The organism is Streptomyces sp. OR43 (genome assembly GCF_008042275.1).
Lineage (GTDB): Bacteria > Actinomycetota > Actinomycetes > Streptomycetales > Streptomycetaceae > Streptomyces.
Genome location: NZ_RDBK01000043.1, coordinates 2,112,922 through 2,127,916 on the forward strand (window position 1 = coordinate 2,112,922; position 14,995 = coordinate 2,127,916).

General features: G+C 70.2%; 15 protein-coding genes. 8 read left to right on the forward strand and 7 right to left on the reverse strand.

What is annotated here, in order from left to right:
• The first annotated feature begins 62 nt into the window (after nt 1–62).
• The 3 genes from hpt (at nt 63) to folE (ending at nt 3,579) form a co-directional block, all read left to right on the forward strand.
• Nucleotides 63–602, forward strand: a complete 540-nt coding sequence (hpt, locus tag EAO72_RS28325) for a hypoxanthine phosphoribosyltransferase (protein ID WP_148022087.1) — start codon at nt 63–65, stop codon at nt 600–602.
• Between the two features lie 196 nt (nt 603–798).
• Nucleotides 799–2,823, forward strand: coding sequence for an ATP-dependent zinc metalloprotease FtsH (ftsH, locus tag EAO72_RS28330; RefSeq protein ID WP_148019996.1), 2,025 nt, complete (start codon nt 799–801; stop codon nt 2,821–2,823).
• Nucleotides 2,824–2,973: 150 nt separating this feature from the next.
• Nucleotides 2,974–3,579, forward strand: coding sequence for a GTP cyclohydrolase I FolE (gene folE / locus EAO72_RS28335; RefSeq protein ID WP_148019997.1), 606 nt, complete (start codon nt 2,974–2,976; stop codon nt 3,577–3,579).
• A gap of 77 nt (nt 3,580–3,656) precedes the next feature.
• On the opposite strand, the gene EAO72_RS28340 is transcribed toward folE, so the two are convergent.
• The 6 genes from EAO72_RS28340 to EAO72_RS28365 all read right to left on the reverse strand — a co-directional run bounded on the left by EAO72_RS28340 (nt 3,657) and on the right by EAO72_RS28365 (nt 8,614).
• Nucleotides 3,657–4,139, reverse strand: a complete 483-nt coding sequence (locus EAO72_RS28340; RefSeq protein ID WP_148019998.1) for a DUF3180 domain-containing protein — start codon at nt 4,137–4,139, stop codon at nt 3,657–3,659.
• A gap of 83 nt (nt 4,140–4,222) precedes the next feature.
• On the reverse strand, nt 4,223–4,834 hold the full coding sequence (gene folK / locus EAO72_RS28345; protein WP_148019999.1) for a 2-amino-4-hydroxy-6-hydroxymethyldihydropteridine diphosphokinase: 612 nt from the start codon (nt 4,832–4,834) through the stop codon (nt 4,223–4,225).
• Nucleotides 4,831–5,190, reverse strand: a complete 360-nt coding sequence (folB, locus tag EAO72_RS28350) for a dihydroneopterin aldolase (RefSeq protein ID WP_148020000.1) — start codon at nt 5,188–5,190, stop codon at nt 4,831–4,833. Before folB ends, folK begins: the two co-directional genes overlap by 4 nt.
• A 212-nt stretch (nt 5,191–5,402) precedes the next feature.
• A complete protein-coding gene (locus EAO72_RS28355) occupies nt 5,403–5,885 on the reverse strand; it encodes a nuclear transport factor 2 family protein (RefSeq protein ID WP_148020001.1) in 483 nt (160 codons plus the stop codon).
• Nucleotides 5,882–6,742: a dihydropteroate synthase gene (folP, locus tag EAO72_RS28360; RefSeq protein WP_459112828.1), complete on the reverse strand. Its 861-nt coding sequence runs from the start codon at nt 6,740–6,742 to the stop codon at nt 5,882–5,884. Before folP ends, EAO72_RS28355 begins: the two co-directional genes overlap by 4 nt.
• A 30-nt stretch (nt 6,743–6,772) precedes the next feature.
• On the reverse strand, nt 6,773–8,614 hold the full coding sequence (locus tag EAO72_RS28365; protein WP_187285251.1) for a phosphatidylglycerol lysyltransferase domain-containing protein: 1,842 nt from the start codon (nt 8,612–8,614) through the stop codon (nt 6,773–6,775).
• Between the two features lie 140 nt (nt 8,615–8,754).
• Between EAO72_RS28365 and EAO72_RS28370 the strand changes: the two genes are divergently transcribed.
• Nucleotides 8,755–9,876 carry an alpha/beta hydrolase gene (locus EAO72_RS28370; RefSeq protein ID WP_148020003.1) on the forward strand — a complete coding sequence of 374 codons (1,122 nt, stop codon included), beginning with the start codon at nt 8,755–8,757 and terminating at the stop codon, nt 9,874–9,876.
• Nucleotides 9,877–10,065: 189 nt separating this feature from the next.
• Here EAO72_RS28370 and EAO72_RS28375 read toward each other — a convergent pair whose 3' ends face one another.
• On the reverse strand, nt 10,066–11,253 hold the full coding sequence (locus EAO72_RS28375) for a betaine/proline/choline family ABC transporter ATP-binding protein (protein ID WP_148020004.1): 1,188 nt from the start codon (nt 11,251–11,253) through the stop codon (nt 10,066–10,068).
• Nucleotides 11,254–11,381: 128 nt separating this feature from the next.
• On the opposite strand from EAO72_RS28375, the gene EAO72_RS28380 reads away from it, so the two are divergent.
• From EAO72_RS28380 to EAO72_RS28395, 4 genes are all read left to right on the forward strand, one after another.
• Nucleotides 11,382–12,095, forward strand: a complete 714-nt coding sequence (locus EAO72_RS28380; protein WP_148020005.1) for an ABC transporter permease — start codon at nt 11,382–11,384, stop codon at nt 12,093–12,095.
• 3 nt (nt 12,096–12,098) lie between these two features.
• Nucleotides 12,099–12,773: an ABC transporter permease gene (locus tag EAO72_RS28385; protein WP_148020006.1), complete on the forward strand. Its 675-nt coding sequence runs from the start codon at nt 12,099–12,101 to the stop codon at nt 12,771–12,773.
• A gap of 70 nt (nt 12,774–12,843) precedes the next feature.
• On the forward strand, nt 12,844–13,830 hold the full coding sequence (locus EAO72_RS28390; RefSeq protein WP_148020007.1) for an ABC transporter substrate-binding protein: 987 nt from the start codon (nt 12,844–12,846) through the stop codon (nt 13,828–13,830).
• 101 nt (nt 13,831–13,931) lie between these two features.
• Nucleotides 13,932–14,966, forward strand: a complete 1,035-nt coding sequence (locus EAO72_RS28395) for a hypothetical protein (RefSeq protein WP_187285252.1) — start codon at nt 13,932–13,934, stop codon at nt 14,964–14,966.
• The last annotated feature ends 29 nt before the right edge of the window (nt 14,967–14,995 follow it).

Consider the following 14,995-nt stretch of genomic DNA (forward strand, 5'->3'; position numbering starts at 1 on the left):
CAGGCCCGGGCACCGTCCCGGACCGGCAGGCAAAGAAAGAGACGCGGGTGAACGAGAAGGACATGGGCACCGACCTTCAGTCGGTGCTCCTCACCAAGGAAGAGATCGACGCGAAGCTCGTCGAACTGGCCGCGAAGATCGACGCGGAGTACGCGGGCAAGGACCTGCTCCTCGTCGGAGTCCTCAAGGGCGCGGTGATGGTCATGGCGGACCTGGCGCGCGCGCTGTCCACCCCCGTCACCATGGACTGGATGGCCGTCTCGTCGTACGGCGCGGGCACCCAGTCCTCCGGTGTCGTCCGGATCCTCAAGGACCTCGACACCGACATCAAGGGCAAGCACGTCCTGATCGTCGAGGACATCATCGACTCGGGTCTGACGCTGTCCTGGCTGATGTCGAACCTGGGTTCGCGCGAGCCCGCGTCGCTGGAGATCTGCACCCTGCTGCGGAAGCCGGACGCGGCGAAGGTCGCGCTCGACTGCAAGTGGGTCGGGTTCGACATCCCCAACGAGTTCGTCGTCGGCTACGGGCTGGACTACGCGGAGAAGTACCGCAACCTGCCCTTCGTCGGCACCCTCGCCCCGCGCGTGTACGGCGGCTGACGGCGGCACCGGCGAACCCGCCCCGGCGGCGGGGAACCCTCACCGTTTTCCCGCCGTTGAGCCTTCGAAGGCGGGTTTGACAGACGTCCCCGACGGTCGTCGGTGACAATGCTGGGGTACCGTCCGAAGAACAGTCTTTACTCACAGCAGCATTTACCTACGGGCAGGAGGGACGGGGCGACTTCGCTCCGTATGGATGGACGTGAAGCGATACTTCCGTGGGCCGGTCATGTGGATCGTGCTGGCCGTCCTCGCCGTGGTCGTGTTGATGAATGTCGTCGGCTCGGGTGGCGGCTACAAGACGGTGGACACCGGCAAGGTGATCCAGGCGATCAGTAAGAACCAGGTGGATGAGGCCAAGCTCACCACCGGTGACGATCACATCATCAAGATCGAGCTGAAAAAGGACCAGAAGCTCTCGGGCGAGTCCGGCAGCAAGTTCCAGGCGAGCTACATCGGCAACCAGGGCGTCGAGCTCGCCGATACGCTGCAGAAGAAGTTCGAGAGCGGTGACATCGAGAACGGCTACACCGTCTCGCCGTCGAAGCAGTCCCCGTTCGTCTCGATCCTCTTCTCGCTGCTGCCGTTCGTCCTCATCGTGGTCGTCTTCCTGTTTCTGATGAACCAGATGCAGGGTGGCGGCTCCAAGGTCATGCAGTTCGGCAAGTCCAAGGCCAAGCTGATCACCAAGGACACCCCGAAGACGACGTTCGCCGACGTGGCGGGCTCGGACGAGGCGGTCGAGGAACTCCACGAGATCAAGGAGTTCCTGCAGGAGCCGGCGAAGTTCCAGGCCGTCGGCGCCAAGATCCCCAAGGGCGTCCTGCTGTACGGACCTCCCGGTACGGGCAAGACGCTGCTCGCACGCGCCGTCGCCGGCGAGGCGGGCGTCCCGTTCTACTCGATCTCCGGTTCCGACTTCGTCGAGATGTTCGTCGGTGTCGGTGCCTCCCGTGTCCGTGACCTCTTCGAGCAGGCCAAGGCGAACGCCCCGGCGATCGTCTTCGTCGACGAGATCGACGCTGTCGGCCGGCACCGCGGTGCCGGTATGGGCGGCGGTCACGACGAGCGCGAGCAGACGCTGAACCAGCTGCTCGTGGAGATGGACGGCTTCGACGTGAAGGGTGGCGTCATCCTGATCGCCGCCACGAACCGTCCGGACATCCTCGACCCGGCGCTGCTGCGCCCGGGCCGTTTCGACCGGCAGATCGCGGTCGACCGGCCGGACATGCTGGGCCGTCTGGAGATCCTCAAGGTCCACCAGAAGGGCAAGCCGGTCGCACCGGACGTCGATCTCGGCGCCGTTGCCCGTCGTACGCCCGGTTTCACCGGTGCCGACCTGTCGAACGTGCTGAACGAGGCTGCGCTCCTCACGGCGCGCGGCAACCTGAAGCTGATCGACAACAACATGCTCGACGAGGCCATCGACCGCGTCGTGGCGGGTCCGCAGAAGCGGACCCGGATCATGTCCGAGAAGGAGAAGAAGATCACCGCGTACCACGAGGGCGGACACGCCCTGGTCGCGGCGGCCTCACCTCAGGCGGACCCGGTCCACAAGATCACGATCCTCTCCCGCGGCCGCGCCCTCGGTTACACGATGGTGCTCCCGGAGGAGGACAAGTACTCCACGACGCGCAACGAGATGCTCGACCAGCTGGCTTACATGCTGGGCGGGCGCGCGGCCGAGGAGCTGGTCTTCCACGATCCGACGACCGGCGCTGCGAACGACATCGAGAAGGCCACGGCAACGGCCCGCGCGATGGTCACGCAGTACGGCATGACGGAGCGGCTCGGCGCGATCAAGTTCGGTGGCGACAACACCGAGCCGTTCGTGGGCCGCGAGATGGGCCACCAGCGCGACTACTCGGAAGAGGTCGCCGCGCTGGTCGACGAAGAGGTCAAGAAGCTCATCGAGACCGCGCACAACGATGCGTGGGAGATCCTGGTCGAGAACCGCGACGTTCTGGACGCCCTGGTTCTCCAGCTCCTTGAGAAGGAGACTCTCGGCAAGGCGGAGATCGCCGAGATCTTCGCTCCGATCGTCAAGCGTCCGGCCCGTCCGGCGTGGACCGGCTCCGCCCGGCGCACGCCGTCCACCCGGCCGCCGGTGCTCTCCCCGAAGGAGCTCGCCCTCACCAACGGCGCCACCACGGCGAACGGTTCGGTCACGGACACGGTTCCGGTGACCGAGGCGATCCCCGAGGAGCGTCCCGAGAGCTAGACACCGACCCCGGTGTGGCCCCTGTCACGGGGGCTTCACCGGGCCCGGAATGGATGCCGCGTCCCCCAGGTTTTAGCCTGTGGGGGCGCGGTTTTTCCGTACACCTGCGCGGATGTCCACGCAGTGACAGCTCTGAGGAACGAGGCACAGATGACCGACCCGGTGACGCTGGACGGCCAGGGTTCGATCGGTGAGTTCGACGAGAAGCGGGCCGAGGCGGCCGTACGCGAGTTGCTCTACGCCGTCGGCGAGGACCCGGACCGCGAGGGGCTGCGGGAGACGCCGGGGCGGGTGGCGCGGGCGTACAAGGAGATATTCGCGGGCCTGTACCAGGAGCCCGAGGACGTCCTGACGACCACGTTCGACCTGGGCCACGACGAGATGGTGCTGGTCAAGGACATCGAAGTGTTCAGCACCTGTGAACATCACCTGGTGCCGTTCCGCGGAGTGGCGCATGTGGGGTATATCCCGGCGGCCAGCGGCAAGATCACCGGTCTGTCGAAGCTGGCCCGCCTGGTGGACGTCTACGCCCGCCGGCCGCAGGTCCAGGAGCGGCTGACCACGCAGATCGCCGAGTCCCTGATGGAGATCCTGGAGCCGCGCGGCGTCATCGTCGTCGTGGAGTGCGAGCACATGTGCATGTCGATGCGCGGGATCCGCAAGCCCGGGGCGAAGACGCTGACCTCGGCGGTGCGCGGACAGCTCCGCGACCCCGCCACGCGTGCCGAGGCCATGAGCCTGATCATGGCGCGCTGACCGCTGACCTGCCGGCCCGCTGACCCGCCGACGCCGGACGGGAACGGCCGGGAACGGCCGGGTCAGGAACGGACGGCCTACGCCGCCGCCGCGTTCTTGTTGTCGTCCTCGTCGTCCGGGAGCTTGCAGACGCGTTCCAGGAACAGGGCCGCCGCGATCACCGCGATGCCGGCCAGGACCGCGAAGCCCGCGTAGATGGCCTGGTCGCGGCGGGCCGGGATGTCGAGGGAGCCGAGCAGGAAGACCCCGACGCCGCCGTACATCCCGGCGACCAGGGCGACGACGAGGGCGCTGGCCTGGCCGAAGACCACGGCACGGGCCGCCATCAGGGGCTCGACGCCCTTCGCGCCCGGCCGGCGCTCACGCTGGGCGCGCAGCCGGGAGCGGATGGAGAGCGCCGTCGCCAGCAGGACCACGGCGATCACCGCGAGCACGATGGGTGCGAACAGCGGGACGCTCGGCAGGGTGCCGAGGGAGTCCCAGAGGCGGGCGCCGCCCCAGGACAGCACCCCGGCCGCGGCGAAGAGGCCGGCCAGTACTCCGAGCCGTAGTTGCTTCACCGGGTGAGCCGCCCTTCGTCGTCCGTGGACCGCGGCGGTCCGTGGATGTCCTGCTGTTCCGCTGTCTCCTTCGAGCCTAACGACTACTCGGGCAGCCGGAGTTCCAGGTCGGCCCGGGGCAGTACGCCGTCGCGTCCCACACCGGCCAGCAGAGCGGCGACCGGCCCGGCGCCGGGCAGTTGGGCCTCGGGGTCCACGTCGTGCCACGGGGCGAGCACGAAGGCGCGCTCGCGGGCCCGGGGGTGGGGGAGGGTGAGCTCCGGGTCGTCGGAGACGACGTCGGCGTACGCGACGATGTCCACGTCGATGGTGCGCGGCCCCCAGCGCTCCGCGCGGACCCGGTCGAAGGCCTCCTCGATGGCCTGGCCGCGTTCCAGGAGGGAGGACGGGGGCAGCGTCGTCTTCACGACGACGACCGCGTTGAAGTACGACGGCTGGGAGCCGGGGTCGACGCCCCACGGCTCCGTCTCGTACACGGGGGAGACGGCCTTGACCCGGAGGCCCGGCGTGTCCTCCAGGGCGTCGATGGCGCCCTGGAGGGTCTCCAGACGGTTGCCCAGGTTGGAGCCTAGGGAGATCACGGCGCGTTTGGGGTTGGAGAGGGTGATGTCCGCGGCGTCCACCTGCTCGACCACGAAGGCGGGAACCGGCTGTACGGTCGGGTCGCTCTGCCCCTCGGTAGAAAATGCAGTCATGCTCGGCTCCGGGTGATGGTGATGGTGACGTCGTCGAAGGGGACGGTGATGGGCGCATCCGGCTTGTGGACCACGACCTCCACCTCCTCGACGCCTTCGTGCTTGAGGCACTGCTGGGCGATGCGCTCCGCGAGCGTCTCGATCAGATCGACCGGTTCGCCCTGGACCACGGCCACGACCTCTTCGGCGACCACGCCGTAGTGCACGGTCCTGGTGAGGTCGTCCGCGGCTGCCGCGGGGCGGGTGTCGAGGCCGAGCACCAGGTCCACGATGAACGTCTGTCCCTCTTCCCGTTCCCGGGGAAAGACGCCATGGTGCCCACGGGCCTTGAGGCCGCGCAGCGCGACACGATCCACGCGAATCACTCCTGCTGTTGTTGTCGAAGGGGCACGGGACCGCGTGCGGGCGGCCGCATACCCATTTCCGAATCTACCTGCGAGCGCCGACAGTCCTCCCCCGCGGGGGCTATGGACACGGCGGTACGGGACTGGTAGCCGCTGATACCCCGATGTGCCCGGTTCCAACCCCGCCGAGCTGCCTTTGGGGCCCATACCGGCGTTGTACCCACTCAGGACGAGGAGTCTTCGTCCTCTTCCTCGCCGGTTTCGGCCAGTACGGGCGAGCCGTGGTGGGACCAGAGCTTCCAGCCGTCCGGAGTGCGGCGGAACACATTGGTCGCGACGACCAGTTGGCCGACGAGCGGCCCCAGGGAGCTGCCCTCCTCGGCGGGACCGCCGCTGAGGATGTTCTCGGTACAGGTCACCAGGGCGGTGTCGCCCGTCATGGAGACCCCGACGTCGGTCAGGAAGAACTGGATGTACTCGGTGTTCGCCATGATCAGGGCGTAGCTGCGCAGCACCTCGCCGCGGCCCGTGAGCACCGGCCAGCCGGGGTGGACGCAGGAGACGGTGAGGTCCTCCCCGGGCAGCCAGAGTGCGGTCAGCTCGTCCAGGTCGCCGCGCTCCATGGCCTCGTAGAAGGCGGTGTTGGCCCGCTCGACCGCCTCGATGTCGTCGGCGGCGGAGGTCTGTTCGTCCTGCGGCTCGTTCACGCGGCTCCCTCGACCGCCCGGGCGACCCGGACGGCGTCGGCGGTGGCCCGTACCTCGTGGACCCGGACGGCCCAGGCACCGGCCCGGGCGGAGAGCGCGGAGACGGCGGCGGTGGCCGCGTCGCGCTCGCGGGCGGGCGGCGGGGCGCCGCCCGCACCGGCCAGCACGTGTCCCAGGAACCGCTTCCGCGACGCGGCGACCAGCAGCGGGCGGCCGAGGCCGTGCAGCGCGTCGAGGCGGGCGATGAGCGACAGGTCGTGGGCGGCGTCCTTGGCGAAGCCGAGGCCGGGGTCGATCACGATCCGTTCGGGGGCGACACCCCCGGCGACCACGGCGTCCATCCGGACCCGCAGTTCCTCGACGACCTCGGCGACGACGTCCCCGTACACCGCCCTGCTGTTCATGGACTCGCTGAAGCCGCGCCAGTGCATGACGACGAACGGCACCGAGGCGGCGGCGACGACCGGGACCATGTCCGGGTCGGCGAGCCCGCCGCTCACGTCGTTGACCAGGACCGCTCCCGCGGCGACGGCCTGCTCGGCGACCCGGGCCCGCATGGTGTCGACGGAGACGGCGACCCCCTCCGAGGCCAGGCCGCGAACGACCGGGACCACCCGCCGCAGCTCCTCCGACTCATCCACCCGGCTCGCACCGGGGCGGGTCGACTCACCGCCGACGTCGACCAGGTCGGCGCCCTCGCCGACCAGGTCGAGGCCGTGCTTGACGGCCGCCGTGGTGTCGAACCAGCGGCCCCCGTCGGAGAAGGAGTCGGGGGTCACGTTGACGACACCCATGACCGCGCAGCGGTCCCACTCCGGCAGGCCCTGCACCGTGCCTCGTCCATGCAACGTACTCATACGACCAGCGTAGGCCCGTGCGGGGACCGGTCACGCCGGACGGACGCCGTGCTCCCCCGTGGAGGCCCGCATGTGCGGGCACGGGCGCCGGCCGCCCGCCGGCAGCCGGCGGGCCAGCGGGCGGGGGAGCGCGAAGCTGACGAAGCCCTCCGCCTGCATGGCCGCCAGGGAGATCCGGGGCAGGTCGCGGGCGGTGCGGTAGACCACGAACCGGGGTTCCCAGCGGGGCCGGAACTTGGCGTTGAACTTGTACAGGGACTCGATCTGGAACCAGCGCGACAGGAAGACCAGCAGCCCGCGCCAGACCCGCAGCACCGGCCCGGCCCCCAGCTTCTCGCCGCGGGCCAGGGCGGAGCGGAACATCGCGAAGTTGAGCGAGACACGCGTGATGCCGAGCCGGGGCGCGGCCTGCAGGGAGGCGACGATCAGCAGCTCGTTCATCCCCGGGTCGGCGGCGCGGTCGCGGCGCATCAGGTCGAGGGACATCCCGTCGGTGCCCCACGGGACGAAGTGGAGGACGGCCTTCAGGTCGCCGTACGGGGAGTCCGCGTCGTGCTCGTCGGCCTTGTGGGCGGTGGCGACGAAGCAGTCCGGGTCGGCGCCGTCGCCGATCCGGCCGAGTGCCATGGAGAAGCCGCGCTCGGTGTCCGTGCCGCGCCAGTCGGCGGCGGCCCGCCGGATGCGGGCCAGTTCGGCCTCGCCGATGTCGGCCACGCGCCGGACCCGCGTCTCGTACCCCCCGCGCTCAATGCGCTTCACCATCTGGCGCACGTTGCGCATCGCGCGTCCGGCGAGCGAGAAATCCGCGACGTCCACCACCGCCTCGTCGCCGAGTTCCAGGGCGTCGAGGCCGGTCTCACGGGTCCAGACCTCGCCGCCGGTCTCGCTGCAGCCCATCACCGCGGGGGTCCAGGAGTGCGCCCTGGCCTCGTCCATGAAGCGTTCGATGGCGCCGGGCCAGGCCTCCACGTCGCCGATCGGGTCGCCGCTGGCCAGCATCACCCCGGACACCACGCGGTAGCAGACGGCGGCCTTGCCGCTGGGCGAGAAGACCACGGCCTTGTCGCGTCGGAGCGCGAAGTGGCCGAGCGAGTCGCGGCGGCCGTGCCGCTCCAGCAGGGCGCGCAACTGTGCCTCGTCGTCCTCGGTGAGGCGGGCGGCCGGGTGCTCGGGCCGGAAGGCGAGGTAGATCGTGGTGACGGCGGTCAGCAGACCGAGCGCGCCCAGCGAGTAGGCCACGGTCCAGGAGGTGTCGCCGGCGTACTCGACCGGGCCCTCGAAGCCGAACAGCCCGTACAGCACGTGCTGGAGCCGGTCCGCGATGCTGGGGTTCCCGACCAGGCGGCCCGGGTGGACGCTCACGATGACCAGGCCGAGCCCGAGCGAACCCGCTCCGAGCAGGACGAAGTTGGCCAGGGCCCTCCAACGGCTGCGTGGGTCGGGGAGCGCGGCGAATTCACTCCGATGGCGCACCAGCAGGTAACACAGCGTCAGCGAGACGACGGCGCCCAGGACCGAGTGCCGGTAGGTGAACTGGGCCACCGCACCGGCCGGGAGCAGGACGACGGCGGCCCGCCAGGCCCGGCGCTTGTGCCGCTTCAGACCGTGGGCCAGGAGCAGCAGCAGGACGCCGGCGCTCAGCGAGAGCGCGGCGGCGAAGGGGCCGAGGGCGCCGGGGAGGACCTCGGCGAGGGTGTGCATCCGGCTGTGCCGGAAGCGCGGGAAGACGCCCGCGGCGACGTCGATCAGGCCGACGGCGGTGCAGGCGGTGCCGACGAGTGCCGGCACGGTCTCGGGTCGCGGTCCGTGCACGAACTTCCGTACACCATTCGGAACCGATCCCGATTTATCCCCATCTAGCGTGACAGACATCGCTTCCCGTGGTTCCGCGAGAGATTCTTGGAGTCCGTCGGCCGGAGCCCTGCGGACGATGTGCGACCTCTAGGACGAGGCTTCCGGGCCGCGGGTTCACCCGGCACCCGGAAATTTCCTGACAAGAAAGTTCTACCGCCATGGGCCTTACCGGCAACGCAGTGCTGATCCTGGCGATCACGCTGGCCGTCGTGCTGTTCGCCGTCACGATCTGGTGCTGGCCGAGGCTCGCCCGGCGCAGCGTCCCCGTGGTGTTCGGCAGGGTGGGGCTGCTGCTGGCGACCCAGGTGGCGGTCTTCGTCACCGTCGGTCTGATGGCGAACAACTCGTTCCTCTTCTACGGCTCCTGGGCGGATCTGTTCGGCCAGAAGCAGGACCTGGGTGTGGTGACCGACCATGCCCAGGGGACCCTGGCGGAGAAGAACATCGTCCGGGTGGGGACGCGGCGGCCCGATGTGCCGGGGGGCTCCCGTCCCGGCTCGGCCGGGCGGATCGACAAGGTCGTGATCGCCGGGCGGAGCACGGGGATCGAGACCTCGGCCTATGTGTACCTGCCGCCGGAGTACTTCCAGGAGGCGTACGCCCGGCGGAAGTTCCCGGCGGTCGTGGTGCTCACCGGCTACCCGGGCACCGCGGAGAACCTCATCAAGGGGCTCGACTACCCGAAGACATCACTCGGACGGGTGCGGGCCGGCCGCTCCCAGCCGATGATCCTGGTGATGCTGCGGCCGACCGTGGCGCCGCCGCGGGACACCGAGTGCGTGGACATAGAGGGCGGCCCGAAGACCGAGACGTTCTTCGCGGACGACCTGCCGTCCGCCGTCTCGGCGGCGTACCGGGTCGGGCGGCACGCCCGGAACTGGGGGATCATGGGCAACTCGACCGGTGGCTACTGCGCCCTGAAGATCGGTCTGCACCATCCGGAACGCTTCACGGCGAGCGCGGGGCTCTCCGCGTACTACAAGGCGGCCGAGGACCCGACGACCGGTGACCTCTTCCACGGCGACCGTCGGGCGCGCGAGCGTGCCGATCTGCTGTGGTCCCTGGAGCACCGGCCGCAGCCCGAATCGTCCTTCCTCGTGACGACGTCCCGCCGGGGCGAGGCGAACTACGCCGCGACGCGGAAGTTCGTGGCCGAGGTGCAGCGGCCCGCGCGGGTCTCGTCGATCGTGCTGGACAGCGGCGGGCACAACTTCAACACCTGGCGCCGGGAGATCCCGGCGGCCCTGGAGTGGATGAGCAGCCGGCTCAGCGAGAGCTGACCGGTGGCGCCGGGCGGGGGCGACGGGAGCTCGGCGCGGGCGCCCCGCCGGGCCGGCTCAGGCTGAGCGCGTGCACCCCGTCGGGGCGACGGGAGCTGAGGGCGTGCACTCCGCCGGGCCGGCTCAGGCTGAGTGCGTGCACCCTGCCGGGCCGGCTCAGGCTCAGCGCGGGCGCCCCGCCGGGCCGGCTCAGGCCCCCGGGGTCTGCGCGACGGCCGCCACGCTCTCGACGGCCACTTCGGCGCGCGGCACGGCCAGGTCGTCGGCGCTGATCGAACGCCGCAGCGCCTCGTGGAGCCGGGCCGGGGTGAGCACACCGAGGAACCGGCCCTCGCTCTGCTCGTCGATGACCGCGATCCAGCCGGCGTCGTGCTGGAGCATGGTGGCGAACGCCTGCTTGAGCGGGGCGCCGACGGGCAGCCAGGCCTCCATCCGGCGGGCGTGCTCGCGGACCGTGCCCGTGGCGCCGCTCAGTGCGTCACCGGCCGGGATCCAGCCGTGCAGCCGGCCGTCGCCGTCCAGCACCACGGCCCAGCGTGCCCCTTCCGCGCGCAGCCGCTCGGTCGCCCGGTCCAGCGGGTCGTCGAGGTGGACGACGGGCGGCCGGTCGAGGTCGCTCTCCTCGACGGGGGTCACCGAGAGCCTCTTGAGCCCGCGGTCCGCGCCGACGAAGTCGGCGACGTAGTCGGTGGCGGGGGCGCCGAGCACGGTGGCCGGTGAGTCGAACTGCTCGATCGAGCCCTGTCCGTAGACGGCGATACGGTCGCCGAGGCGGACGGCCTCCTCGATGTCGTGCGTCACGAACAGCACGGTTTTGCGGACCTGGGCCTGGAGGCGCAGGAATTCGTTCTGCAGCCGTTCCCTGACGACCGGGTCGACCGCGCCGAAAGGTTCGTCCATCAGCAGCACCGGCGGGTCCGCCGCCAAGGCCCGGGCCACGCCCACGCGTTGGCGCTGACCACCGGACAACTGTTCCGGATAGCGGTCGCCATAAACGGAAGGATCGAGTCCGACCAGGTCGAGGAGTTCCGCGGCGCGGGCCCGGCCCTTTCCCCGTTTCCAGCCGAGGAGATGCGGGACGGTCGCCGTGTTCTCCAGCACCGTACGGTGCGGAAACAGACCGACCTGCTGGATCACATAGCCGATGCGGCGCCGCAGTTGGACGGGATCGATGGCGGATATGTCGTCCCCGTCGAGGAATATCCGGCCCTCGGTCGGCTCGATCAGCCGGTTCACCATCTTCATGGTGGTCGTCTTGCCACAGCCCGACGGCCCGACGAGCGTGACGAGTTCACCTTCGGCGACCTCGAAGGAAAGGTCGTCGACGGCGGTCGTGCCGTCCGCATACCGCTTGGTGACGTGCTCGAAACGGATCATGGTTCCCCATTGTCGCGCGTGTTCTGTGAAGGACGTGTTGCTGGAATACAACGGCCTCGGCGATTGTCAGTGGTCGAGGATAGGCTCGCCGGACATCAGTACGAGAGACGATCGGGAGGTGGGGGCGGATGGCCGGACAGAACTGCCTGGTGACGAACGACTGGATCTGCGGCGAGTATCTCCGCTCCCGCAGTCAGGAGTTGACGGACGCGACGGTGCAGCACATCTGGATCACCGCCGTCTCGGTGGCGATCGGGGTGGCCGTGGCCTTTCCGCTGGCGCTGCTCGCCCGTCGCGGCCGGCACTTCGCCGGGCCCGTGCTCGGGCTGACGACGGTGCTCTACACGGTGCCGTCGCTCGCGATGTTCTCGCTCCTGCTGCCGCTGTTCGGACTCTCGGCGGCGCTCGTCGTCACCGGGCTCGTGCTTTATTCGCTGACGATTCTCGTACGCAACATCCTGGCGGGACTCCAAGCGGTGCCTCAGGAGGCGAAGGAGGCCGCCCGCGGCATGGGGTACGGGCCGGTGCGCCTGCTGTGGGAGGTCGAACTCCCGCTGGCGATGCCCGCTTTGATGGCGGGGATACGGATCGCCACAGTGTCCACGATCGCGCTGACCACCGTCGGATCGATCGTCGGCCGCGGCGGTCTGGGCAACCTCATCGAGGACGCCCTGCCGAGCTTCTTCAAGGCCCAGGTGCTGGCCGCCTCGGTGCTCTGCGTCCTGCTCGCGGTGGTCGCGGATCTGCTGCTGCTCGGTGTCCAGCGGCTGCTGACCCCCTGGACCCGCATACCGGCCGCCCGCGACGCCGTGGGCACACCCGTTCCGGCGAAGGCGGTCTGACCCGTGGGAGTTCTCGGCGAGGCCTGGACCTGGCTCGGCACCGGTGCCAACTGGTCGGGAGAGAGCGGGGTGGCCCATCGGCTCGGCGAGCATCTGTACGTCAGCGGGGTGGCGCTCGCCCTGTCCTGCGCCATCGCCCTGCCCATCGCGCTGTACCTGGGCCACATCGGGAAGGGCGGTGCGCTCGCCGTCAACATCTCCAACGTGGGGCGGGCGATACCGGTCTTCGCGGTGCTGGCCCTCTTCATGGTCTCGCCGCTGCGCAACGCGGGATACATACCGACGATCATCGCCCTGGTGCTCTTCGCGGTGCCGCCGCTGCTGACCAACGCCTACGTCGGGATGACGGAGGTGGACCGTTCGGTGGCGGAGGCGGCGCGGGGGATGGGCATGTCCGGCGGGCAGCTCTTCCTCCGGGTCGAACTCCCGCTGGCCTACCCCATGATCATGACCGGGCTGCGTTCGGCGGCGGTGCAGGTCGTGGCCACCGCGACGATCGCCGCGATGGTCGGCCAGGGCGGTCTCGGCCGGATCATCACCGCCGGCTTCAACACGTACAACACCCCGCAGGTGGTCGCGGGCGCCCTGCTGGTCGCCGTACTGGCGCTGCTGGTGGAGACGGCACTGGTCGGTATCGACCGGCTGCTGTCACCGCTGCGCCGCCGCCGGACCGCATGAGCGTCCGGCCGGCCCGCTCAACCGATAACGCACATCGCATATGGCCTCGTTGCCGTGGACGGAGAACAGTATGAGCAGGACCTCGCGCCTGGCCGGTGCGGTCATCGGCATCGTGGCGCTCGCGGGCTCGCTCGCCGCCTGCGGCGGCGACAGCCTGGAGAAGGACAAGGGCGGAACGGCCGCGTCCGACGCGGACAAGGGCTCGGGGAAGAAGGGCTCGCTGGTCGTCGGCGCCGCCGCCTTCACCGAGTCCAAGGTGCTCGCGGAGCTGTACGCCGGAGTCCTGTCGGAGGCCGGATACAGCACGTCGGTCACCACGGTGAAGAACCGTGAACTCTACGAACCGTCGCTGGAGAAGGGCGAGATCGACGTCGTCCCGGAATACGCGGCGACGATCGCGGAATTCCTCAACGCCAAGGTGAACGGGGCGAAGGCGGCCGAGGCGAAGCCGGTCGCCTCGGGCGACACCGCCGCCACGGTCGCCGCCCTGGAGAAGCTCGCCACTCCGCGCGGGCTGAAGGTGCTGCCGGCCGGTGCGGCCGTCGACCAGAACGCCTTCGCGGTCACCAAGGAATTCGCCGACAAGAACAAGCTCAAGACGCTCTCCGATCTCGGCGCCTCCAAGATCAAGGTGAAGATCGCGGCGGGTGACGAGTGCGAGGTGCGGCCCTTCTGCGCACCCGGGCTGAAGAAGACGTACGGCATCGACGTCACCGGAATCGACCCCAAGGGGGTCGGCACCCCGCAGTCCAAGCAGGCGGTCAAGGACGGCAAGGACCAGCTGGTCCTGACCACGACCACGGACGCGGTGCTCGACACCTTCGGTCTGGTCTTCCTCGAGGACGACAAGAAGCTGCAGAACGCGGACAACGTGCTGCCCGTCCTCAATGCCGAGGACGCCGGAGCCCAGGACATCGCCGACGCCCTCGGCAAGCTCACCGACGCGCTCACGACACAGGATCTGGCGGAACTGAACCGCAAGGTCGACGCCGAGCGCGCCAAGCCCGGCGATGTCGCCAGGGAATACCTGGAGACGAAAGGTCTGATCAAGAAGTAGCAAGGGCGGAATGAGCGATTCAGGGGCCGTCAGGTAACTGCCGGGGAACAGATTGCCGGGCGGCCCCCCAAGCGGACCGTACGCACGGTAAATTTCAGGCCATGCCACGTGGACGCCATCGCCATTCGCCACCTCTGCACAGAATCCTTCCGCCTTCGGTCGTCGCCGGAGCGGCGGTCCTCTGTGCCGCGGGAGCCTGGCTGCTCGCCGAGCCGCTGGTCCTGCGCGGACTGGTCGCCGCCGCGGCGGCCGCCGCCGTCACCGGCGCGTATCTGATGCGCAGCTGGGACCGGGAGGCGGGCCGTCGCGTCGCGGAGCTGACGCGCGCCCGCGCCAGTGACGAATGGCGCGCCGAGGAACGGGTGGCGGAGCTGGAAACGGATCTGGAGGAGTCGCGCGAACTGCGCGCCCGCCTGGAGACGAAGCTGCGCCGCAAGCGCGTGGAGCTCGCCGGGCTGCGGGGCGAGCACGCCGCGCTGCTGCGGCGGTACGCCAACGCGGAGACCGAGCGCGCCAGCGTCCTGGAGAGCCGGCGGCAGCTTGCGCTGGAGGCGTCCGCGCCGCCCCGCGAACTGCCCGCCGCGCGCAGCACCCCGACCCCGTCGGCGTATCTGCGCGCCGCCCAGGCCCTCGACGACCTCTCGCGCAACGGGGCGCTCCAGGAGGCCCGGCGCACCGCCGAGCAGGCCAGGAAGCGCGATCTCGCGGAGCGGGCCCGGGAAGCGGAGGAGCCGCAGGGGAAGCACGCGGCGGCCGGGCACCCGCAGGCAGCCGCCGGGCAGCCGGGTGCCGAGCCGCACCGTCGTCCGCAGGCCGCCCTGCCCGCGAGCCGGCCGGACCGGGCGCTGCCCGCCCCGCGCGCGGTTCAGGCCGCCAGCGCGGTCGTTCCGTACGCGGCCTCGCGCCGCCATCTGGTGCCGCAGGGCAGCTTCGACTTCTTCGGTACGCAGAAGGCGCACGCCGCGATCGAGTCCGTGCAGAACGAGGACCTCGCCGACGTGGTGGGCGAGGAGGCGCTGGCCGCGCACCGCACGGGCGCGGCCGAGAACCGGGCCGTCGGCAAGGTCATCGACCTCACCGCGCACGACGAGACCGAGCAGCTGGACGTGGCGGAGCTCCGCAGCGCGATCTCGTAGAACGAAACGAAACGAACCAGGCGGCAGCC